Raw genomic sequence first — 24,440 nt, forward strand, 5'->3', positions numbered from 1 at the left:
GTTCCGCGGTCGCAGGCTTGCGTGCCTTCCGTTGGCCAGCGCGCACAGGCAGGCGGCTTCGGCGGCCTCTCATCGCAGGGACGCGAGGCCGATTGCGGTGGCGCCCTCAGACGATTCCCGTGAGGTAGTAAATCGCAATCACCACGAAGACCGCTGCGGTCTTGATGATGGTGATGGCGAAGATGTCGCCGTAGCTCTGCCGGTGCGTGAGACCGGTCACCGCGAGCAGCGTGATCACCGCACCGTTGTGGGGCAGCGTATCCATGCCGCCGCTCGCCATTGAGGCGACCCGGTGGAGAACCTCCATAGGGATGCCCGCCGCCTGCGCTCCCTGGATGAATCGCTCGGAGAGCGCGGCCAGCGCGATCGAAAGCCCGCCCGACGCAGAGCCCGTAACGCCCGCCAGGACGTTCACGGTGATCGCCTCGTTGACGAGGGGGTTGGGGATCGCGGCGAGCCCGTCCGAGATCGTCTTGAAGCCGGGCAAGGCCGCGATCACGGCTCCGAAACCGTATTCCGTGGCCGTGTTCATGCCCGCGAGGAGAGAGCCTGCAACCGCCGCCTTCGACCCTTCGGCGAAGCGGCCCTGGATGTTTCTGAAGCCGAGGATGAGTGTCGCCAGGATCCCCAGGATCAACGCGCCTTCGACCGCCCAGATAGCCGTCACGGCCTTCACGTCGACCGTGACCGGATGGGCTGCCATCTCCGGGCTCAGGACGACGCTGGCCTGCGCGCCGTAGGCCGAAGCGATGACCCCGAGAAGAATCTTGTTGCCGAAACCGACGATCAGCAGCGGCAACAGGGCCACGGCGGGATGGATCGGCCTCGCCACCTCGACCGTCTCGGGCTCATTGGCGTGTCCGGTTCCGTAGCCCTCGCCGCGCCGGGCAGCGGCGCGGCGCCGCCATTCGAGATAGGCGATACCCACGCTGAAGATGAAGAGCGCGCCGATGATGCCGAGGATAGGCGCAGCGTAGGCGTTGGTCTTGAAGAAGGTCGAGGGGATGATGTTCTGGATCTGTGGGGTGCCCGGCAGTGTGTCCATCGTGAACGTGAAGGCACCCAGCGCAATGGTCCCGGGGATCAGCCGCTTCGGAATATCGCTCTGGCGGAACAGCTCCGCGGCGAAGGGGTAGACCGCGAACACCGCGACGAACAGGGATACGCCGCCATAGGTCAGAATTGCGCCGACCAGCACGATGGCGATGATCGAGCGGCTGGTTCCGAGGAGCCCCGTCACCGCGCTGACGATTGCACGGGCGAAGCCGGAAATCTCGATCAGCTTCCCGAAGACGGCGCCGAGAAGGAAGACGGGAAAATAAAGCTTCAGGAATCCGACCAGCTTCTCCATGAACAGCCCGCTGAAGATCGGCGGGACAGCGGAGGGATCGGTGATCAGAACCGCGCCCAGTGCCGCCAGCGGCGCGAACAGGATGACGCTGTAGCCGCGATACGCGACTGTCATCAAAAAGAACAACGCAGCGAGACAGATCACGAAATTCATGCGGCCGACCACGCAAACCGTTCATGGCACTTTCAAAGGTGACTGTGCCTGCCCGACCCACTTGGCAGCCAAGTTTACCCCGTCAAGCTATGGAGAGCGCTTCATCGTGCGATGTACGGGGCGCTGTTAGGGGACAATTTCGATCGACAGCTAAAATATAGTGCGCAATATTATCAGCGCTCACGTGATGGGATGCGCTGATTCCGTAAGCGTCCCGCACGTTGTCAGTGGGCGAGCCCCATGAAGCCCCGCATCGGGGCCGGATCCGCGCGGAGGGACGACGCTTGCCCCTCGTAGACGACGTGACCGTTGTTGAACCCGTAGACCCGGTCGGCGAAGCTCAGGACGGCCGCGACGTTCTGCTCGACGACGACGATCGTGCGGCCTTCCTTGGCCAGACGCTTGGTCAACGCCACGAGGTCCTGCACGATCAGCGGAGCCAAGCCCTCGAACGGCTCGTCGAGGAGCAGGATGCGGGGATCGCGGATCAAGGCGCGGGCGATCGAGAGCATCTGCTGCTCGCCCCCCGACAGGGTCCGCGCTCGCGAGGTACGCCGCTCCTTCAGCCGAGGGAAGACTTCCCAGATCCGGTCGATGGGCCACGCCTTCGGCGCGGTCAGCCGGGCGACGCGCAGGTTCTCCTCGACGGTCAGCCCGCCGAACACCGCCCGCTCCTCGGGCACGAGTTGCATGCCCACCCGGGCGATCTTCGAGGGGGAAGCCCCTGGATCGGCTTCCCGTCCAGCCGGATCGCGCCGCGCCGGGGGCTCAGCACGCCCATAAGGGTGCGCAAGGTCGTGGTCTTGCCCGCACCGTTGCGGCCGAGCAGAGCCACCACCTCGTTTTCCTCGACCCGCAGGGAGACACCGAACAGGACGTGCGAATCCCCGTAGAGGGTATCGATGCCCTCGACTTCGAGCAGGCTCATGCGGCGCTCCCGACCATGGCATCGGCCTCAGCGGGCCCGGCCCCGAGATAGGCCCGCTGCACGGCGGCGTCCCGGCGGATGCTGTCGGCGGGGCCATCGGCCAGCAGGCGGCCTTCGCAGAGGACCGTGATCCGCTCGGCCAGCTCGAAGATCGCGTCGAGGTCGTGCTCCACCACGACGACCGTGCAAGCCTTCGCGATGCGCCGGATCAGGGCGCAGGTCGCCGCCCGCTCCGACAGGCTCATGCCCGCCAGCGGCTCATCGAGGAGCAGGACGTTCGGGCTGGTGGCGAGAGCCATGCCGATTTCGAGGCGCCGCTTCTCGCCATAGGCCAGGACGCTCGCCGGTGTGTCGGCACGGCCGCCGAGATCGAGGAGATCCATCAGCGTCGCGATCTGGGCCTCCACCTCGGAGCGGCCCTCGGCGGGGGCGAGGAGATCGAGGCGGAAGCGGCCCCGCGCCCGCGCCAGCGCGGCGACTCGCAGGTTCTCCTGCACCGTGAGGTTGAGAAAGAGCTGGTTGAGCTGGTTGCTCTTCGCGACGCCCCGCTGGGCCGCCCGGCTCACCCCGCCACCGGTCAACCGCTCACCGAACAGCAGCACCTCGCCCGCGCTGGGGCTCACCTCGTCGGAGAGCATCTTGAACAGGGTGCTCTTGCCCGCCCCGTTCGGCCCGATGACCGCGTGGATCGAACCCCGGCGCACGGTGAAGCTCACCCCGTCCACCGCCTTCAGGCCACCGTAGTGCCGGGCAAGCCCACGCGCCTCCAGGGCGGTTTCGCCATGGGCCCTCCGTCCATCGACGTCGGGGCGCGGCATCGGCAGGGCGATCTCGGCCGGGATGGCGCGGACCGGCGCTTCGCCCGTGGCCTCGATCGCCTCGGTCCGGGTGAGGTCCGCACGCAGGCGGCGGGCCTCCCGGCGGCGGTGCCAGAGGTGCACGATCTCCCCGCAGATGCCCCGGCGCAGGCCGATTACGAGGCCGATGAAGGCGAGGCCCAGGACGAGCTTCCACAGCGGGCCGAGGCCGGGGATGAGTTGCAGGTTGTCACGCAGCCACAGCCAGAGGGCCGCGCCGACAAGGGGTCCGACCAGCGTGCCGACGCCGCCGACGATGGTCTGCACCACGAGTTGCCCCGAGGTCTCCAGGGCGAAGGCATCCGGCGGCATGTAGCTCTGGAACGGCCCGAGCATCGCCCCGGCGAGGCCGGCATAGAGGGCGGCGATCGTGAAGGCGGCGAGCTTGTAGGCCGGGACGTCGTGGCCGAGCATCGCCACGCGGGCGGTGTTTTCCTTCACCGCCCGCAGGATCAGTCCCACGGGGGATTTCGCGATGCGGCGGGCCAGGACAAAGCCTACGAGGAAGATGACGGCGAGCAGCGCGTACATCGGCAGCCCGGCGGTGATGCGCACCGCGCTCGCCCCGAAGCCGATCGTGGGCAGGGGCACCCCGGCGATGCCGTTCTCGCCGCCGGTCCAGTCCGAGAGCGGCGAGTTCTGGATGAAATAGGCCATCTGGCCGAAGGCCAGGGTGATCATGGCGAAGTAGATGCCGATGCGCCGGACCGCGAGCCAGCCGACGAGGAGGCCGAACAGCCCTGCTGCCAGCGTCCCGGCCAGGAGAGCGAGCCAGACGCTTCCCACCGTGCCGGAGACGAGGAGGGTGGCGGCGACGAAACCGCCCGTGCCGTAGAAGGCGGCCTGCCCGAAGGACAGGAGGCCTGCGAGCCCGAACAGGATGTCGAGCCCGAGGCCGAACAGCGCCCAGTTGAGCGCCCGCGACAGCAGATCGTGCGAGAAGCCGAGCGGTGGAAGCAGGACGGGGGCGGCCACGAGGAACGCTGCGAGCGCCAGTTCGGGGAAGATGCGGCGAAGGGCAGGAGGCATCAGACGCGGCCCTCCGTGCCGAACAGGCCCTGCGGCCGGGCCACCAGCACGAGCGCCATCAGGCCGTAGAGCATCACCTCCGAATAGGCGGAGCTCGAAGGCGCTCGTCAGGCTGATGATCTCGCCCGCGATGAGCCCGCCCACCACCGCGCCGGGGAACGAGCCCAGCCCGCCCAGCACGATGACCACGAAGGATTGCACCATGAAGGTCGCGCCCATGTCGGGCGTCACCGAGACGACGGGGGCGTAGAGCATTCCCGCGAGCCCTACCGCGACGATGCCGATGGCGAAGACGAGGAGGAAGGTGCGGCGCACGTCGATGCCGAGGATGCCGACCATACCGGCATTCTCGATGCCCGCCCGCACCACGAGGCCGATCGCGGTGCGATACAGGACGAGGTAGAGGGCCAAGAGAAGCGCCGCGACGATGCCGATCAGTTGCAGCCGGTAGGTCGGATAGACGAGGAAGCCGAGCTTCGTCGCCCCGACGCCCCAGGAGGGCACCGGCACGCGCTGGCTGTTCCCGCCGAACCACGCGCGCAGCGCCTCCACGAGCACGATGCCGATGCCGTAGGTGACGAGAATCTGGTCCTCGTCGGGCCGCGCGTAGAAGTGCCGGATCACCAGCCGCTCCATGGCGAAGCCGATGATCAGCATGACTGCACAGCCACCGAGCAGGGCGAGCAGGAAGGAATGCGTCGCCGACATCATCACGAAGGCGGTGTAGGCGCCCACGGCGAACAGCGCGCCGTGAGCGAAATTGAGCACGCCGAGCGTGCCCAGAATGATGGTGAGGCCGCTGGATACGAGCGCCAGCAGGCTCCCGAGGGCGAGACCATTGAAGGCCTGGGAGAGGAGAACCGCTGTGCTCGGCATGGTGGCCTCCTCAGGTGTAGGAGCCGAGCTTGCAGCCGAACAGGTCGGGCGGGTTCATCACGCTCTCGCCCTCGACCACGTCCACGATTTCGTAGAAATCCTCCGGGCCCTTCATCGCGCCGGGCGCCTTGCCCTTCAGGATCGGGATCGGACGGACCATCTGGTGGTCCTCGGCGCGGTAATAGACCTTGCCGATGGTCGAGTCGTAAGGCTGGCTCTTCGAGGCTTCCATCGCCTTGATCATGTCCACGGGATTGAACCCGCCGACGCGCTCGACCGTGAGCGCCCAGAGATAGGTCTGCATGTAGGCGATATGCGCACCCCAGCGCGGGTGATACTTGTTCTTCTCCAGGAAGCTCGCAACGAACGTCTTGGCCAGCGGGTAGCGGTCCTCCAGCGTCCACCAGAAATCGCAAGAGCCGTAGACGCCCTGCATCAGCTCGGCGCCCAGTTCCTTGTCCTGGAAGGAGGACAGGTTCGGCACCACGAGCTTCATGCTCGACAGGACGCCGAATTGCTCGGCCTGCTTGGTCGAGGCCACCGCATCGGCCCCGAAGCAGATGTTCACGAAGACGTCGGCGCCGCTATTGGCAATGTTGAGTAGCGCCGAGCGCAATCGGCGGTGCCCAAGGGCACCGTTTCCTTCAAAACCTGCGTCCAGCCGGCTTCTTTGGCGAATTTGGCGAAGGAGTCATAGACCGTCTGGCCGTAGGTGTAGTCCGGCACCAGGAAGGCCATCTTGCGCTTGGGACCGAGCGCTTTGGCGACCACCGGAGCCAGCGCCTTGGCGGCCATGTAGGCGTTCTGCTGCGAGCGGAAGCCGTAACGCTGGCAATTCTTGCCGGTGACGTCGTTCGAGCCGGCGATGCCGACCATGTAGAGGACCTTGTCGCGGCTCGCGAGTTCTTCGAGGGCGATCGCTTCCGAACTGCTCACCGAGCCCGAGAACTGAATCGCCTTGTCGCGCTGGATGAATTGCGTCGCTGCCTGCACCGCGACGTTGGGCTTCCCCTCCGTGTCGGCGACCTTGTAGCGGATTTGGCGCCCGAGCACGCCCTTGCCCTTGAGGCCCCAGGTGGCCGGGATCTCGCCGCCCGCATTGATCTGCGCGATGGCGAGTTCGTAGCCGAGCTTCAAGTCGTTGCCATCACCCGAGAAGACTCCGGTCAACGGCATGTTCAGGCCTACGAAAACGGAATCCGCGCCGACGCCATCCGGGAAGGTGCCGATCGCGGCGGGCGATTGCGCCCGGGCGAGGCCCGGCAGCATCAGCCCGGCGGCGCCCCCGAGGAGCAGCTTGCGACGGTCGAACAGCATGGCGGATCTCCGCTGAAAGGGGGTCGGAAGGAGGCTCAGCAAGTCACGCGCCGTCGCCGGAAAGCGGGGCGGGGAGGGGCATGGTCGAGGGCGAGAAATCGGGATCGCGGAAGGTCGCGGGCGCGAGGCGGCGGCGGTTCACCGTCAGATCGAACACGTCGAAGCGGTTGTAGTAGCCAACCACGTCATGGAACTGCTTCGGCTCGATGCAGGAAGCGAGATCGATGTCGGCATAGAGGATTCCTCCTCCTGCAGCGCCTCGCCGATCTGCGCGCCGGTCGGATCGAGGAAGAACGAGGCCGCGCGCGGCGTCCCTTCCAGCACCTCCGCGGCGCGGGGATCGCAGGCGGCGATGATGTCGAAGGCCCTGCGGTCGAGCACGCTGGCGGTGACGAGGCCGAAGACCTTGGCCTCGAAGCAATGGGCGCCCGCCCGGAGCCGGTTGGCCGCGAGGTTGTCGTAGTTGCCACCGCCCGCCGGACGGCGCGTCGGCCAGACCGGCGGCCAGGATGAGATGTGAAACTGCTCGCCCTGGGCCATCAGGCTGTAGCGAGCGAGCGGGTTGGTATTCTCGCCACAGATGAGCTGGCCGATCCGCCCGATCGCCGTCTCCACGACCTTCAGCCCCGCCCCGTCGCCCGCCGCCCAGATCAGCTTCTCGTAGAAGGTCGGGACGAGCTTGCGGTGGTGGTTCAGGATCTCGCCGGTCTCGCCGATCAGCAGGTTGCTGTTCCACAGGCAGGCGACGCTGACGGGCGAGCGCTCGCTGAGGCCGAGGGAGACGACGACGCCCGCTGCCTTCGCGGCCTCGCGGATGCGGGCGACCTCCGGCCCGTCGATCACAACCGACTGGTCGGCCATGCGCGCGAAAAGGTCGTGGTTGTCGATCGGCGCCGCGAGGGCGGCCCAGACCGGGAAGGCCGGGATGAAGGTCTCCGGAAAGGCCACGAGGGCCGCGCCGGCCCTGGCCGCCTCGTGGATGAGCGAGACCGCCTTGTCCGTGGTCGCCCTCGCGTCGAGGAAGACCGGTGCGGCATGGATCGCGGCTGCCTTGAAACGGGGATGCATGGATGGCCCTTTCGAGGCCGAGCTTAGGCACCCGCGCCGCCGCTTGAAGCGGACAAATGCGCAAGCGCCCTTGCACGCATCCCAAGCCGACGAGGTGGCGCGAGTCTTGCGGCGCAAGAGACCATGCGCGCCCTCGATCAGCTCGACTGGGATGACCTGAAGGTCTTCGTCCATGCCGCCCGTGGGGGCAGCCTCGCGGGGGCCGCCAAGAGGCTGCGGGTCGATCAATCGACGGTCAGCCGCCGCCTCGCCCATCTGGAATCCGCGCTGGGCGTCTCCCTGTTCGAGCGTGTGCCGTCGGGCCTTCGGCTGAGTGAGGCCGGCCAGCGCCTGCTCCGCCATGCGGAGCGGGTGGAGAGCGCCATCATCGCCATGGAGGAGGAGGTCACCCCCGGCTCGGGACAGGCCGGGGGCCGCGTCCGCCTTGCAACGATGGAGGGTATCGCCTCGCTCTACCTCGCGGAGCGGTTCGTGCAGTTGCACGAGACGCATCCCGACCTCACCGTCGAGCTGCTGACCTCACCCCAGACGGTGTACGTGAACCGCCGGGAGGCCGACCTCTTCCTGAGCTTCTTCAAGCCGCCGGGGCAGGGGCTCGTCTCCGAGCGGATCGGCCGCTTCCGTCTCGGCCTCTACGCCTCGCCGGGCTATCTCGATCGGGCGGGAACGCCGCGTTCCGTGCAGGATCTGGAGCGCCACGCCTTCGTCACCTACGTCGACGATCTCGTGCAGGTCGATTGCGTGCGCTGGCTCGATGACATCATCGCGGATCGCAGGACCGTTTTCCACTCAACGAGCATGATCGCGCAGAAGCAGGCGGCGGCCGGTGGGCTCGGCATCGTCCTTCTCCCGAGCTTCGCGGTGACCGGGCGCGATGCCCTGGTCCCTGTCCTGCACGATGACGTCACGACGACGCGGGACCTCTGGCTCAACGTCCACACCGACCTTCAATTCTCGCCGCGCATCAGAGCGGTCTCGGGCTTCCTGAAAACCCTCTTCCGCTCGGATCCGTCCTTGCAGGTCGATCTGCGGCCCAGCCAGCTGGCCTCCTTCTCGATCCCCCAATGGTGCCAGAAGACCAGCCAGACCAAATCAGGGCGAGCGAAAGCGATCTCGCCCTGACAGCCGTTTCTCACACGAAGTGGAAGTCGCTGGCGTGGAGGTTCGCCAGCGCGACACCGGTCAGCGTCAGCGTATCTCCGACAGCATCCGTGATCACCGTGCTGGCTCCGACCTGCTGAGCATGCGCCTGTACATCCGCAAAACTCGCGAACGTGGTGTGGTCGAACTGCAGCGTATCGGAATTGACGTTGAAATTCTGAACTGACTGATTTCCGAAATGCGACGGAAAGACGAACGTGTTCGGACCAGCGTTGCTCGTACCCGCGGCGGGGATGGTGAAGCTCTGGCTCCCGGAGGACAGCAGGCTCAGGCTGCTATTGGCCACCGCCACACCGTTGAAGCTGGCGCTGTCGACGTAAAGGTTGCGGTCGGTGCCGGAGCCTACGGGGCTGGTATAGGCATCGTTGAGGAAGTTGACGCTCACCGTGTGAGCACCCGGTCCGAAATCGCCCAGCACCTTGAACCAATCGTCCTGGGCGCTCGATCCGGCCTTGGTATAGCCCGCCGCACCATGGGCCGCGTGCGCGGTCAGGATCCCGCCGATCTGATGGCCATCCACTGATACGGTGAATTGCGCGTCGCCCTGAAACGCGTCCTCGCTGATCGCCAGCGTCAAGGTATCCGCGCCCGAGCCCACGCTCATCGGCGAGGACGCATTTCCCCCGGTGCCGGTGCTGCTCGCCGCCGTGCCTGGGATGGTGAAGCTCTGACTGCCGGAGGAGAGCAGGCTCAAGGCACTGTTGGCCACCACCGTTCCGTTGAAGCTGGCGCTGTCGACGTACAAGTTGCGATCCGTGCCCGAGCCGACCGGGCTGCCATAGGCATCGTTGAGGAAGTTGACGCTGACCGTGTGAGCGCCCGGGCCGAAATCGCCCAGCACGGTGACCAGATCGTTCTGCGTGGCTGATCCGGCCTTGGTGTAGCCCGCCGCGCCGTGGGCGGCATGCGCGGTGAGGGTACCGCCGATCTGTTTGCCGTCCACCGAGACGGTGAACTGCGCGTCGCCCTGATACGCGTCCTCGCTGATCGAAAGCACCAGCTTGTCCGCCCCTGACCCCACCGTCAGCGCCGACGCGGTGGTACTACCTGTGCCCGTGGAAGGGCTTGTAGTGGTACCTGTGCTGCTCGCGGCCGTGCCTGGGATGGTGAAGCTCTGGCTCCCGGAGGAGAGCAGGCTCAAGGCGCTGTTGGCCAAAGCCGCGCCGTTGAAGCTTGCGCTGTCGACGTAGAGGTTGCGATCGGTGCCGGAGCCAACGGGGCTGCCATAGGCATCGTTGAGAAAGTTGACGCTGACCGTGTGAGCGCCCGGCCCGAAATCGCCCAGCACGGTGATCAGGTCGTTCTGCGTGGCTGATCCGGCCTTGGTGTAGCCCGCCGCTCCGTGGGCGGCATGCGCGGTCAGGGTGCCGCCGATCTGTTTGCCATCCACCGAGACGGTGAACTGCGCATCGCCCTGATACGCGTCCTCGCTGATCGAGAGCACTAGCTTGTCCGCACCCGAACCCACCGTCAGCGCCGATGAGGTGGTGCCGCCTGTGGCTGGGCTGGTGGTGGTGCCGGTGCTGCTCGTGCCCGTGGCTGGAATAGAGAAGCTCTTGCTGCCGGAGGAGAGCAGGCTCAAGGCACTGTTGGCCACCACCGTTCCGTTGAAGCTGGCGCTGTCGACGTAGAGGTTGCGATCCGTGCCCGAGCCGACGGGGCTGCCATAGGCATCGTTGAGGAAGTTGACGCTGACCGTGTGAGCGCCCGGGCCGAAATCGCCCAGCACGGTGACCAGATCGTTCTGCGTGGCTGATCCGGCCTTGGTGTAGCCCGCCGCTCCGTGGGCGGCATGCGCGGTCAGGGTGCCGCCGATCTGTTTGCCATCCACCGAGACGGTGAACTGCGCATCGCCCTGATACGCGTCCTCGCTGATCGAGAGTACCAGCTTGTCCGCACCCGAACCCACCGTCAGCGCCGACGCGGTGGTGCCGCCCGTGCTCGTGGAAGGACTGGTTGTGGTGCCGGTGCTGCTCGTGCCCGTAGCTGGAATAGAGAAGCTCTTGCTGCCGGAGGAGAGCAGGCTGAGGGCACTGTTGGCCACCACCGTGCCGTTGAAGCTGGCGCTGTCGATGTAGAGGTTGCGATCCGTGCCCGAGCCGACCGGGCTGCCATAGGCATCGTTGAGGAAGTTGACGCTGACCGTGTGAGCGCCCGGGCCGAAATCGCCCAGAACGGTGATCAGGTCGTTCTGTGCGCTCGATCCGGCCTTGGTGTAGCCCGCCGCACCGTGGGCGGCATGCGCGGTCAGGGTGCCGCCGATCTGTTTGCCGTCCACCGAGACGGTGAACTGCGCATCGCCCAGATACGCGTCCTCGCTGATCGAAAGCACCAGCTTGTCCGCACCCGAGCCCACCGTCGTCACGACCGGGGCAGGGGCGGTCGCGGGGCCGGTCCCCGCCGCCGTGGCTCCGTACAGGCCGGGATCAGACCCATCGGGGGACGAGACCGCGCCCTGAGCAACGGCGACGGCCTTCTGATCGTTCGAGTAGACCCGAATGTAGTCGATCTTCGACGTCATTGGGTTGCCCGTGGTGGGGGCATTACTCTGCACGGCGAGATTGGCCAAAATGTACATCGGAGTGTTCAGGTCCGACGGCGTAGCCTGCGAGCCGACTTCCTGGCCATCGACGTAATACGTGATCCGATCCGCCTGCCAATTCATCCCGTAGGTGTGGCAGCCAGACGGCTGCGACAGCTCGCTGTAGACTTGGCGATTATCCTGCCAGCGGACGCCCGCCGGCTGAGGATCCGTCGTGTGGATCGTGCTGTAGACGCCCGCGTCGTTGTTTCCATAATGCTCGACGATATCGAGCTCCTGATGGCTCGCATCGGTATTCGCTGCCGAAGACTGTTTGTTGGGCAGGAGCCAGAAGGCATCCCACGCGTTCGGGTCGTTCGAGAAATCCGCCCGGATCTCGAAATAGCCGTAGGTCTGGGAGAAGTTGCCCTGCGTGGTGATCAGACCGGATTGCCACGCCCCCGGAGTGGCAGACGAGGCCTGCTTCGGGATGGCGGTGATCGTGAGGGCGCCGTTCTGAACGCTGAAAGGGTTATAGCCGGACGCCGGATCGACGAACGAGGTGCTTCCAAAGCCGATATCGGCCGTCCCGCCGTTGATGCGCCACTCGGCGCGCGTGTCGGCATAGGTGGTCCCCGCACCGGTCTGCGAGACGCTCAGGCTGTTGAATTCGTCATCGAAGGTGAGCTTGTAACCAGACAGATTGAGCGACGGCATGGGGCGAGCCCTTTCCTTCTGCCTCACTTCGTTCAGGCCGGGAGATTAATATAAAATTTATGCCCCAGCCTTTGCTGCCGAGAACTCTGTCGAACAGCCATCACGCTTACATGATCTGGTCAATCGCCGAGCATTGCTGGCGAATAATGCGCTAAATTTTATCAATGCTATGAAATCGCGCTCGTGCTTCTTAAAGAGGCATGGCGCAACGCATTACTGCCCTTCGACCAGTCTGTTGCCCAATGCAAAAATCGCGCCGTCCTACTTGCTAACGCCGGCGGGGCGGCCGGTCGAGCTTGTTTGAAAGTCTTCGCAAACTCGACCCCAGCCCGTTGCTGTATCGGGACTGCGTCTCATCCTCGGCCGCTTCAGTCCGAGCTTCGTTTGGGCGTCATGACGTGTGCGGTCGCTCGGTCCGGTCGCTCAGCCATTTCCAAAAGGCTCGACCGGAAGGAGAGCAAGCACGGGTTGGGATTGTCCTGCCGCCATGCCAGCAGGAGTTTGGGTCGCGCCGCCTCCGGCGCCGCGATGGGCCGTAAGACGATGTCCGTCATGCTGATGCCGACGGCGCTGTCTGGAACCAGGGCGACCCCGATCTCAGCGCCGACCAGCGCCAGCATCGCGTGCAGCTGGTTCACCCGCTGCACGACACGCGGCCGGATACCAGCTTCGTTGAACAGATTGTCCAACAGATCGATGAAGTAACGCCCGCCGCGCGGGGACCACGTCACCAAAGCCTCCCCGTCGAGATCGCGCAGGGTCGGCTCATCCCCGCTCGCCAGGGGATGGCGACGCGGGATGGCGAGCAGCAGCTGTTCGTGCGCGATAGCGGCAGTCGCGATCGGCGTGCGGGCATCCTGAAGCGCCGGACTGGGCCTCAGCACGCCGACATCGATGCGGTTCTCCTCCAGGGCCTGGATCTGCTCGTCGGAGACCATCTCCTCCAGCACAAGATCGATGGCCGGCAGCCTCGCGCGGATATGGGCGACGATGCGTGGAAGTGTCCTGTAGGCGGAGGCCGCGGTAAAGCTCAGCCTGATCGTGCCGCTCTCCCCGCTCGCGGTGCGGCGGGTGAGACGGGCGGCGCTCTCGACCGCGGCGAGCACTCGATAGGCCTCAGCCAGGAAGGTCCGGCCCGCTGGGGTCAGGCGCACCGCCCGCGTCGTCCGCTCCAGCAGCGCGACGCCCAGCGACTGTTCCAGCATCTGGATCTGCCGGGACAGGGGGGATTGCGTGAGATTCAGCCGCGCGGCAGCCCGGCCGAAATGCATCTCCTCGGCGACGGCAATGAAGCTGCGTGCGTGACCCAGATCGAACATTAATGCACGATGTGGGATAATTGAGTTAAAATCAATGTTGGACGCATAAAAGGCATGGGCCTATCCCTATCTCGACGCCGGAAAGGTGCGAAACAGGGAGTGAGACAGATGTCACGGATGACCCCCGTGGAGATGGCGCAGGTTCTCGGCTCCGGCCTCCTGTCCTTCCCCGTCACGCATTTCAATGACGATTACTCGGTCAACGAAGGCGCCTATCGCGACAACCTGAGCCGCTTGGCCGATTACAAGGTCTCGGGCCTGTTCGCAGCGGGCGGCACCGGCGAATTCTTCTCGCTCACTCCCGCCGAGATCGACCGCGTGGTCCGCGCCTGCATTGAGGAAACCCGTGGCCGGACGCCGGTCATCGCCCCCGCCGGGCAGGGGACGGCGCTGGCCGTCGAACTCGCCAAGGCGGCCGAGGCTGCGGGCGCCGACGGTATCCTGCTGCTGCCGCCCTACCTCGTCGGCTCCGAGCAGGTCGGTCTGGCCGCCCATATCGAGGCGGTGTGCAAGGCGACCTCGCTCGGCATCATCGTCTACAACCGCGCCAATGCGCAGTTGAACGAGCAGACCCTCGCGGGCCTGTGTGAGCGCAACCCGAACCTCGTGGGCTTCAAGGACGGCGTCGGCGACGTCGAACTGATGACCCGGATCTATGCCGGGCTCGGTGATCGCCTGACCTATGTCGGCGGCTTGCCCACCGCCGAGACCTTCGCCCTCCCGTACCTGGAAATGGGCGTCACCACCTATTCCTCGGCGATCTTCAACTTCCTCCCCGAATGGGCCCTGTCCTTCTACGACATGGTCCGCCGCCGCGACCGTGACGGCGTCTACCGGGAACTGCGCGATTTCGTGCTGCCCTACATCGCGATCCGCAACCGCAAGCGCGGCTACGCGGTGTCGATCGTCAAGGCGGGCATGACCGCCGTGGGCCGTCATGCGGGCCCGGTCCGTCCGCCGCTCACCGATTTCGACGCGGCCGAGATCGCCGAGTTGAAGGCGCTGATCGGCGACCGCCGCTAATCGCCCGATCCGAACGAACAACCGCCGAGCCAACGGCGGCACGACCGATCGCCCGGACTCAACCGGGCGGCGCCCATCCAGGGAGAACGTCCATGAGTGCCTCTACGAGCGGCACCACGAGCGCGACGCTCGTCGGTGCCGACGCGGCGCGCCGCACCCGCGTCCGCATCCTCATCGTGCTGATGCTGTTCGCGGCCACCACGATCAATTACGCCGACCGTGCCACCATCTCCATCGCCGGGCCGGACATGGCCAAGGAACTCGGCCTCACGCCGATCCAGATGGGCTACGTCTTCTCGGCCTTCGCCTGGTCCTACGTGCTCGCCCAGATCCCCGGCGGCTGGCTCCTCGACCGCTTCGGCGTGAAGTGGGTCTACGCGGCGGCCATCGCCCTGTGGTCCGGGTTCACGCTGGTGCAGGGCGCGGTGGGCTTCTTCACCGGCCTCACCGCCGTCGTGATGCTCTTTGCCCTGCGGCTCGCGGTCGGCCTCACCGAGGCGCCGGTCTTCCCGGCCAATGCCCGCATCGTCGCAGCGTGGTTCCCCACCCGCGAGCGTGGGATGGCTTCGGCCTTCTTCAACTCGGCGCAGTATTTCGCGACCGTTCTGTTCACGCCGCTGATGGCGTGGATCGTCCACACGTTCGGCTGGCACCATGTCTTCACCAGCATGGGCATCCTCGGCATCGCCTTCGCCCTGCTTTGGCTTCAGGTCATCGACAGCCCGAAGAAGCACCCGATGATGAACGCGGCCGAGCGCGACTACATCGAGGCGGGCGGCGCCCTTCTCGACATGGACGGGCAGGGAACCGCGAAGCGGACCAACACGGGCAAGACCCTGCGCGAGTTGCTGTCCAACCGGATGCTGCTCGGGATCTATGTCGGCCAGTACTGCATCACGGTGCTGACCTACTTCTTCCTGACGTGGTTCCCCGTCTACCTCGTGAAGGAGCGCGGCCTGTCGATCCTTCAGGCGGGTTTCGCGGCGGTGCTTCCGGCTTTGTGTGGCTTCATCGGCGGCATCCTCGGCGGCGTGATTTCCGACATGCTCCTGCGCCGCGGCTACTCGCTCACCGCCGCCCGTAAGATCCCGATCGTCGGCGGCATGCTGCTCTCCATGAGCATCATCGGTTGCAACTACGTCCAGGCCGATGCGGTGGTGGTGGGGCTGATGGCGCTCGCCTTCTTCGGCAAGGGTATCGGGGCGCTCGGCTGGGCCGTCGTGTCCGACACTTCGCCGCGTGAGAGCGGCGGCCTTTCGGGTGGCCTGTTCAACACCTTCGGCAACACCGCGGGCATCACCACCCCGATCGCCATCGGCTACATCGTTCAATCGACGGGTTCGTTCAACGGCGCCCTGGTCTTCGTGGGCCTGAACGCCCTGGTCGCCTGCTTCTGCTACCTCGTGGTGGTCGGCGAGATCCGCCGCGTCGAACTGAAGGGCGTCTGACGCCCTCCGGGGCCGGCGCGCGACGCCGGCCCTCCTCACCCGAAGCTTTCGGCCCGTGCATCCGTAGGAGGAATGCCATGTCGTTCGAGCCCCGTCACGCCGCCCGCAACACGCCGACCGTCACCGAGATGAAGGTCGTGCCCGTCGCCGGCCATGACAGCATGCTCCTGAACCTCTCGGGCGCGCATGGCCCGTTCTTCACTCGCAACCTCGTGGTGCTCACCGACTCGACCGGCGCGACCGGCCTCGGCGAGGTTCCCGGCGGCGAGGGCATCCGCAAGACGCTCGAGGACGCCCGCGACCTCATCATCGGTCAGCCGCTGGGCGCCTGGAACGCCGTGCTGAACACCATGCGCAGCCATTTCGCCGACCGCGATGTCGGGGGCCGGGGCCTGCAGACCTTCGATCTGCGCATCACCATCCACGCGGTCACGGCCGTCGAATCCGCCTTCCTCGACCTGCTCGGGCAATATCTCGACGTGCCGGTCGCCGCCCTGCTGGGCGAAGGCCAGCAACGCGACGCGGTCGAGATGCTGGGCTACCTGTTCTACGTCGGCGATCGCACCAAGACCGATCTCGGCTACCGCGCCCCGACCGCCCGCGACGGCTGGTTCCGCCTCCGCGACGAGGAGGCCCTGAGCCCCGAGACCGTCGCCCGTCTCGCCGAGGCGGCCTACGAGCAATACGGCTTCAACGACTTCAAGCTGAAGGGCGGCGTCCTGCGCGGCGAGGAGGAAATCGCCGCCGTGACCGCGATCCACGAGCGCTTCCCGCAGGCCCGCGTGACCCTCGATCCGAACGGCGCGTGGTCCCTCGAAGAGGCGATCCGCCTGTGCAAGGGGCAGGGCCATGTGCTGGCCTATGCCGAGGACCCGTGCGGCGCGGAAGGCGGCTTCTCCGGCCGCGAGATCATGGCCGAGTTCCGCCGGGCCACCGGCCTGCCCACCGCCACCAACATGATCGCCACCGATTGGCGACAGATGAACCACGCGATCCAGCTCGGCGCCGTCGATATCCCGCTCGCCGATCCGCACTTCTGGACGATGGCCGGATCGGTGCGCGTGGCCCAGCTCTGCCGCGACCACGGGCTCACCTGGGGCTCGCACTCGAACAACCATTTCGACGTGTCGCTCGCCATGTTCACCCATGTCGCAGCGGCGGCGCCCGGCAACGTGACCGCCATCGACACGCATTGGATCTGGCAGGACGGCGAACGCCTGACGAAGGAGCCGCTCGCGATCCGAGGCGGCCTCGTCCGGGTGCCGGAGCGGCCCGGCCTCGGGATCGAGCTCGACTGGGCGGCGGTCGAAGAGGCGAACGCCCTCTACCGCGACCACGGCCTCGGCGCCCGCGACGACGCGGCGGCGATGCAGTTCCTGGTTCCGAACTGGACCTTCGACAACAAGAAGCCCTGCCTCGTTCGGTAGGATAAAACCCTGCCGACCATTCGAACCGGAGCGACAGCATGACCTTCAGCAGCGACAACCTGATCGGCGGCGAGCGCGTGCCGGGCGCCGGAGCGCCCTGGCGCGCGGTCGAGGCCGCCACCGGTTCCGCCCTGGAGCCCGCCTTCGCTTCGGCGACGGCCGAACAGGCCGAGCGCGCCTGTGCCTTGGCGGCCGAGGCCTTCGACACCTATCGGGAGACGCCGCTCCAAGCCCGCGCCGACTTCCTCGACGCCATCGCCCGCAACATCCTCGATCTCGGCGACGACCTCGTCACCCGCTGCATGGCGGAGACCGGCCTTCCCCGCCCGAGGATCGAGGGTGAGCGCGGCCGCACCGTCGGGCAGTTGCGGATGTTCGCTGAGGTGGTCCGGCGCGGCGCCTTCCTCGGCCTGCGGGTCGATCCGGCCCAGCCGGAGCGCAAGCCCCTGCCGCGCCCGGACCTGCGCCTGCGCCGCATCGCCGTCGGCCCTGTGCTGGTCTTCGGCGCCTCGAACTTCCCGCTCGCCTTCTCGGTGGCGGGCGGCGACACCGCCTCGGCGCTGGCGGCCGGATGCCCGGTGATCGTGAAGGCGCATCCGGCCCATCCCGGCACCTCGGCCCTGGTCGGGGGAGCGATCCAGCGCGCGGTGGCCGAATGTGGCCTGCCTGCGGGCGTGTTCGCCCTGCTGTTCGAAGAGGGCATCGCCATCGGGCAGCGCCTCGCCGCCGATCCGCGCGTCGCCGCGATCGGCTTCACCGGCTCGCGCCGGGGCGGCACCGCTCTGATGCAGATCGCGGCCACGCGTGCGACGCCGATCCCGGTCTATGCCGAGATGAGCAGCATCAACCCGGTCGTCCTGATGCCGGCGGCGCTGCAGGCGCGCGGCGCGGAGATCGGCAAGGCCTTCGTCGCCTCGCTCACCCTCGGCTCGGGTCAGTTCTGCACCAATCCCGGCCTCGTCCTGGCGGTCGACGGCCCCGGCCTCGACGCGTTCCTGGCGGCGGCCTCCGAGGCTCTCCCGAATGTCGCGGCGGCGACCATGCTGACGCCCGGGATCCACAAGGCCTATTGCGAGGGCGTCGCCGCCCTGGAGAGCAACCCGGCGGTCGAGCGGGTGGCGCAGGGCCAGGAGGGCACCGGCCAGCAGGGCCAGCCGGTTCTGTTCGCAACGACCGGCGCCGCCTTCCGTGCCGACCACCGCCTGGGCGAGGAGGTGTTCGGCGCCGCCTCCCTCGTGGTGCGTTGCGCGGATACGAACGAGTTGCGGGCCGTGCTCGAAGGGCTCGAAGGTCAGTTGACCGCCGCCCTGCACATGGATCCCTCCGACCACGTGGAGACGCGCGGCCTCCTGCCCGTGCTGGAGCGGAAGGTCGGCCGTATCCTCGTCAACGGCTTCGGAACCGGGGTCGAGGTCGGCCACGCCATGGTCCATGGCGGCCCGTTCCCGGCGACCTCGGACGGGCGCACCACCTCGGTCGGCAGCCTCGCCATCGACCGTTTCCTACGGCCGGTCAGCTACCAGGACATGCCCGAGGCACTCCTGCCGGAGGCCCTGACCGACGCGAACCCGGCGCAACTGCCGAGGAGCGTCGACGGCGCCTGACCGGGGCGCCTTCGGCCCCCTCAAGCCAGCGGTCCTTCACACGCGAGACAGCCCATGAGCGCGGTGTCCCCCTCCACCCTCCCGAGTTCCATCGGCGACGTGCCCCGCACGATCCGCCTGCGGGACGATGACAACGTCGCGATCGTGGTCAACGCCTTCGGGCTGCCGGCCGGGACGACCTTTCCGGACGGGCTGAGACTCACGGAGTTCGTGCCGCAGGGCCATAAGGTGGCGCTCACCGACATCCCGGTGGGCGGCCATGTCCGACGCTACGGCGAGGTGGTCGGCATCGCGCTGCGCGACATCCCGCAGGGCTCCTGGGTCGAGGAATCCTGCGTCGAGACCCCGACGGCGCCCGCGCTCGACGCCCTGGACAAGGCGACGCGGGTGCCCGCCCCCTGCCGCCGCTGGAAGGCTTCACCTTCGAGGGATTCCGCAACCCGGATGGCAGCGTCGGCACCAAGAACATCCTGGCGATCTCGACCAGCGTGCAATGCGTGACCGGCACCCTCGATGTCGCGATCAAGCGCATCCGCGAGGAGTTGCTGCCGCGCTTCCCCAACGTCGACGATGTGATCGGCCTCACCCACGCCTATGGCTGCGGCGTGGCGATCAACGCGCCGGAGGCGGTGATCCCGATCCGGACGTTGCAGAGCCTTGCCAAGAACCCGAATTTCGGCGGCGAGGTGATGGTGGTCGGCCTCGGCTGCGAGAAGCTCGTCTCCGAGCGCCTCGTTCCCGAGGGCCGGGGAGTGGCCGAGGACAGCGTCGTCCGTTTGCAGGACGAGCGCCACGACGGCTTCGGCAGCATGATCGACAGCATCATGACGATGGCCGAGGCGCGGCTCGCGGTGCTGGATCAGCGCCGTCGCGAGACCTGCCCGGCCTCCGACCTCGTGGTCGGCCTGCAATGCGGCGGCAGCGATGCCTTCTCCGGCGTGACCGCAAATCCGTCGCTCGGCTTCGCCGCCGACCTGCTGGTCCGCTGCGGCGCCACGGTGCTGTTCTCCGAGGTGACGGAGGTACGCGATGCGATCCACCTCCTGACACCCCGCGCGGCGACGCCGGAGGTGGCGGACGCGCTCATCCGCGAGATGGCGTGGTACGACGATTACTTAGAGAAGGGCGGCGCCGACCGACGCGCCAATCCTTCGCCCGGCAACAAGAAGGGCGGCCTCAACAATATCGTCGAGAAGGCCCTCGGCTCGGTCGCGAAATCGGGCACCAGCGCGATTTCCGGTGTCCTCGCCCCGGGCGAACGGGTGCGCGAGAAGGGCCTGATCTTCGCCGCGACCCCTGCCAGCGATTTCGTCTGCGGCACGCTGCAACTCGCCTCGGGCATCACGTTACAGGTGTTCTCGACGGGCCGCGGCACACCGTACGGCCTCGCCCAGGCCCCGGTGATCAAGGTGGCGACCCGCACCGAACTCAGCCGACGCTGGTCCGATTTGATCGATCTCGATGCGGGCCGCGTCGCCACCGGCGAAGCGACCCTCGAGGAGATGGGCTGGGAACTGTTCCACCTCATCCTCGACGTGGCGAGCGGGCGAAAGCGCCCCTGGTCCGACCGCTGGGGCCTCTTCAACGACCTGACGCTGTTCAACCCGGCGCCGATCACCTGAGGTCCGCCCGAACGGGTCCTTTGACCTTTGGTATCTGGTATGCCATGAATACGCGCGTGCTCAATCGGTGTCGCTGATCCGTGGCCGCGACAGGCCCGACGTCGGCCCGGTGGGGCACTTCGCGGAGCAAGGCGAACAAGCCCCCGTGAATTGTCGTCACCCAGGTCGACACGACGGAGGAAGCCATGATGGGCGCGCCGCTCGCGGGCGTGAAGGTTCTGGACTTCACGCATGTTCAGTCCGGCCCGACTTGCACGCAATTGCTGGCGTGGTTCGGGGCGGATGTCATCAAGATCGAGCGGCCCGATGGCGGCGACGCGACCCGGCAGCAATTGCAGGACATCCCGGGCGTCGACAGCCTCTATTTCACGATGCTCAACCACAACAAGCGGTCGATCACGATCGATGTGAAGCACGAGACCGGGAAAGAGGTGCTGTGGCGCCTTATCCGTGAGTGCGATGTGCTCGTCGAAAACTTCGCCCCCGGCGCCCTCGACCGGATGGGTCTGACCTGGGACGCGATCCAGGCTGCCAATCCGCGCCTCATCCTCGCCTCCGTGAAGGGCTTCGGCCCCGGCCGCTACGAGGATTGCAAGGTCTACGAGAACGTCGCCCAATGCGCGGGCGGGGCGGCCTCGACCACCGGCTGGCGCGGCGACAAGCCGATGGTGACGGGCGCTCAGATCGGCGATTCCGGAACGGGCCTCCATCTCGCCCTCGGGATCGTCACCGCCCTGTATCACCGGGTGCAGAGCGGGCGCGGGCAGCGCGTCGACTGCGCGATGCAGGACAGCGTGCTCAACCTGTGCCGGGTGAAGCTGCGCGATCAACAGCGTCTCGCGCGCGGGCCCCTCGCGGAATACAGCCAGTATGGCGAGGGGATCCCCTTCGGCGATTCCGTGCCGCGTGCCGGCAACGATTCGGGCGGCGGACAACCCGGCCGCATCCTGAAATGCCGTGGCTGGGAGCAGGATCCGGACGCCTACATCTACTTCATCGCTCAGGCGGCGGTCTGGAAGCCGATCTGCGACATCATCGGTGAGCCGGACTGGAAGACGGACCCGGACTATGCCTCGCCGCAGGCACGGCTGCCGCATCTCAACGAGATCTTCACGCGCATCGAGGCGTGGACGATGAAGCACGACAAGTTCGAGGCGATGGATATCCTCAACGCCTACGACATACCCTGCGGGCCGATCCTGTCGATGAAGGAGATCGCCGAGGACGAGGCGTTGCGCGCCAGCGGAACGGTGGTCGAAGTCGATCACCCCACCCGCGGGTCCTACCTGACTGTCGGCAACCCCGTGCGCCTCTCGGCCAATCCCGTGACGGTCCAGCGGTCCCCATTGCTGGGGGAGCATACGGACGAGATCCTGCGCGATGTGCTCGGGTGCTCGGCCACCGAAATCGATGCCATCATGTGGTCGGGCGCTGTCGGCTCAACGCCAAAGATCGCAGCCGAGTAGGGCAGTCGCGCCACGGCGCGCTGCCCCTCTCGTTCCAGTCAGATGGTCGGCTCAGGCGTACTGGGCCTGGCCATTTGCCGGGCGCGCGGCGCTCTTGGCTTCCGTGCCGCCGGGCGTGAGCTTGTCGGCGAGCTGAACCACGAGCAGGCCCTGAACGGCGGCGAAGAAGACGAAAGCGGCGAGGGTGGTGACGATCATCGTGTTCTCCTGGGCCTATGTTGCGCTGCGGTGAGAGCGATATAGGTCCAGGCGTATTGTATACCAAGTGCAAAATGCCAATTCCCCACCTGCGATTTGTGCATGGCACAAAATGCGTTCAGTGGGACGGCAGGCTGTGAAGTCCTCCGGCGCCGAGGGTCAATTCGGCCGTGACCGGTGACATGTCCGGTGAGATACCTGCCGCGACGCCCTCGGCGAACAGACCGATGGCTTCGCAGGTCGCCCGGGTGGTCGCATCCGCGCAGGCACGATCGAGCCCATTCCGGTCGAGGGCGACCAGATTGCCGCGCTCGAACCGGGCGTAGACGCGTCCGGTCTCGCGCTCGGCGAAACGGACCTGTCCGAGCCGCGCGAGGCAGGCCCGCAGGAAGCCGACATTCCTTTCCGGCGACGGGTCGCTCCCCGCATAGACCTGCTCGCGCGTCTGGGCGTAGACGTTGATTTTGCGGAACCGCTCGATGTCGAGGAGGGCGGCCGGGTCGAGCACGGTCATCGCGTCGTTGCCACCGAAGGCGATGGTGCGGGGCACTTCGCCGTTGGGCACCGTGTTGTCGAGGAACTCGAACGCGACGACCTTGTCGCGACACAAAGCCCAGAGGAAGAACAGGCGCGGGATGCCCGCGAAGGCCTCGACATTGTGGGCGAGCAGATCCTCGACCGCCTTGTAGCGGCCGAACTCCTCACCACGCTTCCAGGCGCGCTCCACCGTCTCCTCCGGCGGCGTCACCATGAACTGCAGATAGATCGTGTGGCCGAACCGGGTCAGCAATTGGCCAGGACGGTCCGACGCGGCATCGACCGCGAAGCTGTCGAAGCGGAAGCGGTCGATCAGCAGATGCGAGATCCGGCCCTCCGTCGCCTTCCGGGCCATGTAGAGGTCGAGCTTCTCGTCGACGATCTCCACCTCATAACCGGTCAACGGCCCGGCATAGCGCCGGTCGGCGCCGAGGCTGTCGTAATCGAGCAGGAACTTGCGCCATACGTCCGGTGTGATGACCGCGAAATCCTGCCAATCGGCGCCAGTCCGCTCAGCCAGCGCCCGCTGGTAGGGGCGGATGGTACTCTTGCCGGAGGCCGAGGCGCCCTTGACGTTCATCACGACGGGACGGTCCTGAGCCCGGACCCGGCGATAGCCCTCGCGGGCGACGACCGCCTCGAACCAGGGCTCGATCATCGCACCGATGCGGCGGCTGCCGTAGCCGTTCGAGACGAGGATCATCCCGAGCTTGCACAGCAACGCGGCATCCCGTGGCAGATAGCCGTGCCGGGCGGTGAGGCTTGCGGCGATGGTGCGCAGAGCGTCATGCACCGCCCGCTCGAGCCTCGCGGTCGGTTCGTCCGTGCCAGCCGAAGGAGAGGGGCCTTCCCCATCCCCGGCTTGATGCGGGACGCCCGGCTTCATCGCGCACAAGCCGAAGGTGAGCCGGTCGATCCAGCCCCGCTTCAGCCGCGCGGGCGCGGGATCCTGAGCGGGCCCGCCGAGGAGCAACGCGATCTCGCGTCGGAGCATCACCTCCGCCTCGTCGCGGATCGCGCGCATCGTCTCCCGGATCTCGGGCAGATGCGGCTGGATCCCCTCACTCAGGATCGTCGCCACCATGCGGCGGAAATTGACCCCGAGATCGGCGTAGACCGTGCCGAGGGGGATCGAGAGATCGGCCATGACCCGCACCAGCAGTTCATGGACGACGAGGCGGTCCGCCCGGAACAGGCTGAGCCTGCTTGCCGGCAGACCGCAGAAGTCGCTCAGCTCCTCGCTCTCGGCGAAACGCGTCTCGACATTCTCGGTTCGGAAGACGGTCGCCAGGGGCCGGACGTGGCGGGGCAGGCCCGAGGTGAGGCCGGGATTCCAGGCGTGGAAGCCGGGCTCGGCCGACACCGGTTCAGGCGTTCGCGGCGGCGTCGATCGGCTCGAACCGGATCTGATACTGGTCGCCCCAGATCGCATCGGCCTTCTCGGACCAATCCTTGCCGAAATAGCGCTTGGCGAGGAACTCGCTCGCCCAGATGCAGACCGAGGTGATCCTCTCATCGAGCACGCGGACGTGCTGACTTTCGAGGCCGGACGTCACACCGAAGCGCGGCAGCATGTCCTTGCTGGCGAGGGCATGCTCGTTTTCGGCCGGATAGACGACCGGGCATTCGACAATGGTCAGGTATTTCATCGGGGTGCTCGCCGGCTCGTTTGCGGAATCATGCGGACGATCGCTCATGCCGTTCGGGCCTCTGGATGGGCTTCGGCACGGGGATGTCGGCGGTCGGATGGGGATCCGGCGCGGCGGGCCGACGGGGCGGCCATGGCGTCGTGCGTCCGGCCTAAGGCGCTGGCCATCA

At 66.9% G+C, this 24,440-nt stretch carries 13 protein-coding genes and 5 pseudogenes; 7 read left to right on the top strand and 11 right to left on the bottom strand.

Going from position 1 to position 24,440, the window contains the following annotated elements; all coding sequences use genetic code 11:
• Positions 1-106: 106 nt before the first annotated feature.
• The 6 genes and pseudogenes from ACFQE0_RS17770 to ACFQE0_RS17795 form a co-directional block, all read right to left on the bottom strand.
• Positions 107-1,504, bottom strand: coding sequence for a GntP family permease (locus ACFQE0_RS17770; protein WP_378972012.1), 1,398 nt, complete (start codon positions 1,502-1,504; stop codon positions 107-109).
• Between the two features lie 224 nt (positions 1,505-1,728).
• A pseudogene (locus ACFQE0_RS17775) lies at positions 1,729-2,432 on the bottom strand (ABC transporter ATP-binding protein).
• A complete protein-coding gene (locus ACFQE0_RS17780) occupies positions 2,429-4,318 on the bottom strand; it encodes a branched-chain amino acid ABC transporter ATP-binding protein/permease (RefSeq protein WP_378972014.1) in 1,890 nt (629 codons plus the stop codon). The pseudogene ACFQE0_RS17775 and the gene ACFQE0_RS17780 overlap by 4 nt, the downstream one beginning before the upstream one ends.
• Positions 4,318-5,194: pseudogene (locus ACFQE0_RS17785) on the bottom strand (branched-chain amino acid ABC transporter permease). Before ACFQE0_RS17785 ends, ACFQE0_RS17780 begins: the two are co-directional and overlap by 1 nt.
• Positions 5,195-5,204: 10 nt before the next feature.
• Positions 5,205-6,511: pseudogene (locus ACFQE0_RS17790) on the bottom strand (ABC transporter substrate-binding protein).
• A 43-nt stretch (positions 6,512-6,554) separates the two neighbouring features.
• A pseudogene (locus tag ACFQE0_RS17795) lies at positions 6,555-7,579 on the bottom strand (carbon-nitrogen hydrolase family protein).
• A 123-nt stretch (positions 7,580-7,702) separates the two neighbouring features.
• Here ACFQE0_RS17795 and ACFQE0_RS17800 point away from each other — a divergent pair.
• Positions 7,703-8,701, top strand: a complete 999-nt coding sequence (locus tag ACFQE0_RS17800; protein WP_378972017.1) for a LysR family transcriptional regulator — start codon at positions 7,703-7,705, stop codon at positions 8,699-8,701.
• A gap of 10 nt (positions 8,702-8,711) precedes the next feature.
• Here the strand turns inward: ACFQE0_RS17800 and ACFQE0_RS17805 are convergent, their stop codons facing one another.
• Positions 8,712-11,978: a carbohydrate-binding domain-containing protein gene (locus ACFQE0_RS17805; protein ID WP_378972019.1), complete on the bottom strand. Its 3,267-nt coding sequence runs from the start codon at positions 11,976-11,978 to the stop codon at positions 8,712-8,714.
• A 368-nt stretch (positions 11,979-12,346) separates the two neighbouring features.
• Positions 12,347-13,297 carry a LysR family transcriptional regulator gene (locus ACFQE0_RS17810; protein ID WP_378972021.1) on the bottom strand — a complete coding sequence of 317 codons (951 nt, stop codon included), beginning with the start codon at positions 13,295-13,297 and terminating at the stop codon, positions 12,347-12,349.
• A 108-nt stretch (positions 13,298-13,405) separates the two neighbouring features.
• On the opposite strand from ACFQE0_RS17810, the gene kdgD reads away from it, so the two are divergent.
• From kdgD to frc, 6 genes and pseudogenes are all read left to right on the top strand, one after another.
• Entirely contained in the window at positions 13,406-14,320 is a 915-nt protein-coding gene (kdgD, locus tag ACFQE0_RS17815) for a 5-dehydro-4-deoxyglucarate dehydratase (protein ID WP_378972024.1), read from the top strand.
• A 92-nt stretch (positions 14,321-14,412) separates the two neighbouring features.
• Entirely contained in the window at positions 14,413-15,768 is a 1,356-nt protein-coding gene (locus tag ACFQE0_RS17820; protein ID WP_378972026.1) for an MFS transporter, read from the top strand.
• A gap of 77 nt (positions 15,769-15,845) precedes the next feature.
• Positions 15,846-17,195 carry a glucarate dehydratase gene (gene gudD / locus ACFQE0_RS17825; RefSeq protein ID WP_378972029.1) on the top strand — a complete coding sequence of 450 codons (1,350 nt, stop codon included), beginning with the start codon at positions 15,846-15,848 and terminating at the stop codon, positions 17,193-17,195.
• A gap of 38 nt (positions 17,196-17,233) precedes the next feature.
• Positions 17,234-18,799, top strand: a complete 1,566-nt coding sequence (locus ACFQE0_RS17830) for an aldehyde dehydrogenase (NADP(+)) (RefSeq protein ID WP_378972032.1) — start codon at positions 17,234-17,236, stop codon at positions 18,797-18,799.
• A 54-nt stretch (positions 18,800-18,853) separates the two neighbouring features.
• Positions 18,854-20,421 (top strand): annotated as a pseudogene (gene garD / locus ACFQE0_RS17835) (galactarate dehydratase).
• Positions 20,422-20,609: 188 nt separating this feature from the next.
• Positions 20,610-21,887 carry a formyl-CoA transferase gene (gene frc, locus ACFQE0_RS17840; protein ID WP_378975546.1) on the top strand — a complete coding sequence of 426 codons (1,278 nt, stop codon included), beginning with the start codon at positions 20,610-20,612 and terminating at the stop codon, positions 21,885-21,887.
• 51 nt (positions 21,888-21,938) lie between these two features.
• On the opposite strand, the gene ACFQE0_RS17845 is transcribed toward frc, so the two are convergent.
• The 3 genes from ACFQE0_RS17845 to ACFQE0_RS17855 all read right to left on the bottom strand — a co-directional run bounded on the left by ACFQE0_RS17845 (position 21,939) and on the right by ACFQE0_RS17855 (position 24,319).
• Positions 21,939-22,085: a hypothetical protein gene (locus ACFQE0_RS17845; RefSeq protein ID WP_378972034.1), complete on the bottom strand. Its 147-nt coding sequence runs from the start codon at positions 22,083-22,085 to the stop codon at positions 21,939-21,941.
• A gap of 118 nt (positions 22,086-22,203) precedes the next feature.
• The gene (locus ACFQE0_RS17850) at positions 22,204-24,054 is read right to left on the bottom strand and encodes a DEAD/DEAH box helicase family protein (RefSeq protein ID WP_378972036.1); all 1,851 of its coding nucleotides are present in this window, start codon (positions 24,052-24,054) and stop codon (positions 22,204-22,206) included.
• On the bottom strand, positions 23,990-24,319 hold the full coding sequence (locus ACFQE0_RS17855) for a hypothetical protein (protein ID WP_378972039.1): 330 nt from the start codon (positions 24,317-24,319) through the stop codon (positions 23,990-23,992). Before ACFQE0_RS17855 ends, ACFQE0_RS17850 begins: the two co-directional genes overlap by 65 nt.
• Positions 24,320-24,440: the final 121 nt, after the last annotated feature.

Source organism: Methylobacterium komagatae (assembly GCF_042661665.1).
Classification (GTDB): Bacteria; Pseudomonadota; Alphaproteobacteria; order Rhizobiales; family Beijerinckiaceae; genus Methylobacterium; species Methylobacterium komagatae.

Excerpts from the sequence above, each read along its gene's own strand:
- ACFQE0_RS17770 (WP_378972012.1), bottom strand. The coding sequence starts at position 1,504 with ATGAATTTCGTGATCTGTCTCGCTGCGTTGTTCTTTTTGATGACAGTC.
- ACFQE0_RS17780 (WP_378972014.1), bottom strand. The coding sequence starts at position 4,318 with ATGCCTCCTGCCCTTCGCCGCATCTTCCCCGAACTGGCGCTCGCAGCG.
- ACFQE0_RS17800 (WP_378972017.1), top strand. The coding sequence starts at position 7,703 with ATGCGCGCCCTCGATCAGCTCGACTGGGATGACCTGAAGGTCTTCGTC.
- ACFQE0_RS17805 (WP_378972019.1), bottom strand. The coding sequence starts at position 11,978 with ATGCCGTCGCTCAATCTGTCTGGTTACAAGCTCACCTTCGATGACGAA.
- ACFQE0_RS17810 (WP_378972021.1), bottom strand. The coding sequence starts at position 13,297 with ATGTTCGATCTGGGTCACGCACGCAGCTTCATTGCCGTCGCCGAGGAG.
- kdgD (WP_378972024.1), top strand. The coding sequence starts at position 13,406 with ATGTCACGGATGACCCCCGTGGAGATGGCGCAGGTTCTCGGCTCCGGC.
- ACFQE0_RS17820 (WP_378972026.1), top strand. The coding sequence starts at position 14,413 with ATGAGTGCCTCTACGAGCGGCACCACGAGCGCGACGCTCGTCGGTGCC.
- gudD (WP_378972029.1), top strand. The coding sequence starts at position 15,846 with ATGTCGTTCGAGCCCCGTCACGCCGCCCGCAACACGCCGACCGTCACC.
- ACFQE0_RS17830 (WP_378972032.1), top strand. The coding sequence starts at position 17,234 with ATGACCTTCAGCAGCGACAACCTGATCGGCGGCGAGCGCGTGCCGGGC.
- frc (WP_378975546.1), top strand. The coding sequence starts at position 20,610 with ATGGGCGCGCCGCTCGCGGGCGTGAAGGTTCTGGACTTCACGCATGTT.
- ACFQE0_RS17845 (WP_378972034.1), bottom strand. The coding sequence starts at position 22,085 with ATGATCGTCACCACCCTCGCCGCTTTCGTCTTCTTCGCCGCCGTTCAG.
- ACFQE0_RS17850 (WP_378972036.1), bottom strand. The coding sequence starts at position 24,054 with ATGCGATCTGGGGCGACCAGTATCAGATCCGGTTCGAGCCGATCGACG.
- ACFQE0_RS17855 (WP_378972039.1), bottom strand. The coding sequence starts at position 24,319 with ATGAGCGATCGTCCGCATGATTCCGCAAACGAGCCGGCGAGCACCCCG.